The organism is Paenibacillus sp. Aloe-11 (genome assembly GCF_000245715.1).
GTDB lineage: Bacteria > Bacillota > Bacilli > Paenibacillales > Paenibacillaceae > Paenibacillus > Paenibacillus kribbensis.
Map to the genome: position 1 here is coordinate 815,324 of NZ_JH601050.1, position 1,469 is coordinate 816,792.

At 49.3% G+C, this 1,469-nt stretch carries 1 protein-coding gene and 1 pseudogene; both read left to right on the top strand.

Annotated features, from left to right (window positions below; translation table 11 throughout):
* Positions 1-520 (top strand): ribonuclease HII (locus tag WG8_RS09825; protein WP_007430002.1); only part of this gene is annotated, 520 nt, incomplete at its 5' end.
* A gap of 91 nt (positions 521-611) precedes the next feature.
* Positions 612-1,469: pseudogene (locus tag WG8_RS09830) on the top strand (DNA ligase); the annotation flags it as partial.

Consider the following 1,469-nt stretch of genomic DNA (forward strand, 5'->3'; position numbering starts at 1 on the left):
TCCAGCCGTTATTTTACCAGTAGGTGAGCTGCTGGAGGGCGTGGATGATTCTAAAAAACTGACGGACAAGAAGAGAGAAGCATACTACGAGTTGATTATGGAGAAGGCCATTGCTGTAGGAGTAGGCTATGTAAATGCGCGGACGATTGATGAGATCAATATTAAACAGGCAGCTCGTTTGGCTATGAAGCAGGCTATTGAGGCTCTGTCTGTATCTCCTGATTATTTGCTTGTGGATGCTGAGAAGGTGGATGTCCCCATTCCTCAGCTGTCCATCATTAAGGGAGATGCGAACAGCCAATCTATTGCGGCGGCTTCTATTATCGCGAAGGTTACCCGTGATCGGCTGTGCAGAGGCGAATGGGATGCTAAGTATCCTGAATACGGAATCGGTATACATAAAGGCTATGCTACTAAGCTGCATAGGGAACAAATTTTGGCGCTAGGGCCTACGGAGATGCATAGACGCAGTTTTTTGGGCAATTTGCTGACAGAGCAGCCGACGCTGTTTGATCTGTAAAGCCTTATTACGAAACGGGACTATGCCGATATAATGTATACCCAATAAAATAGACCCTTTTGATAGAGGGATGAAGGAGAGGAGGGGCGATATGAACATCGGATCTGTATTTCGTGGATTACTTGGTGATGTGAAGGCAGGAGAGGTCAAAAAGCTCGATATGCAGCCAGGTCAAGTCGTAAGGGGCATCGTATTAAAGGTGTCTGAGGACGGTGGTGAGGCTGTGCTGCAAATACAAGGCTCTCAAGTCAGGGCAAAGCTGGAAACCCCTCTTCAGCCTGGACAGACTACAACATTTCAGGTACAACCGGCTTCGCCCAGTGGAATGACGGTGCTTAAGCCTTTGAACGATGCAGCTAATGCACCACAGCAAACCGTAGCTCTCGCAGATGTATTGGAATCGGTGGGACTGCCGGATACAGCTCAGAACAGAGCGCTTATCCAGGCCATGCAAAAAAATGGTGTGCCATTGACATCGGAAAATGCCTCTTCTTTGCAAAATGCCTTGGCAAAGCAACCTGGCAATGTAGAATTAGGAACGTTTGTACAGGCGGCGGCGGTTGCTTTTCAGCGGGGACTTCCATTGACGGCTGAAAGCATTAACGGCTTGCGGCAAGCGATGTTTGGTCCTCCTTTAAATAATTTGCTGTCATCACTGGAGCAGGAGCTTGAAACGGTATTAAAGCAGCTAGGACAAGGAGCAACATCTACAGACCAGCCAGTGAGGGAAGCAACAGCGGTAAAGGGAGCTGACCAAGCATCAGCTAGTCCAGCAGGTGCTTCCACCACAGGGATAGCAGATGCACCGGAAGGCCAAACGCCCGTATTGTCCAAGGATGCCTCTGCTGCTGTTAAGCAGGCAGAAGCTGGACAAGCAGCAGGAGGCAAAGAAATGCTGAAAGGGACTCAAGCGGCCAACCTTGTTGCTGCTGCGGGGAATGAAGCGAAT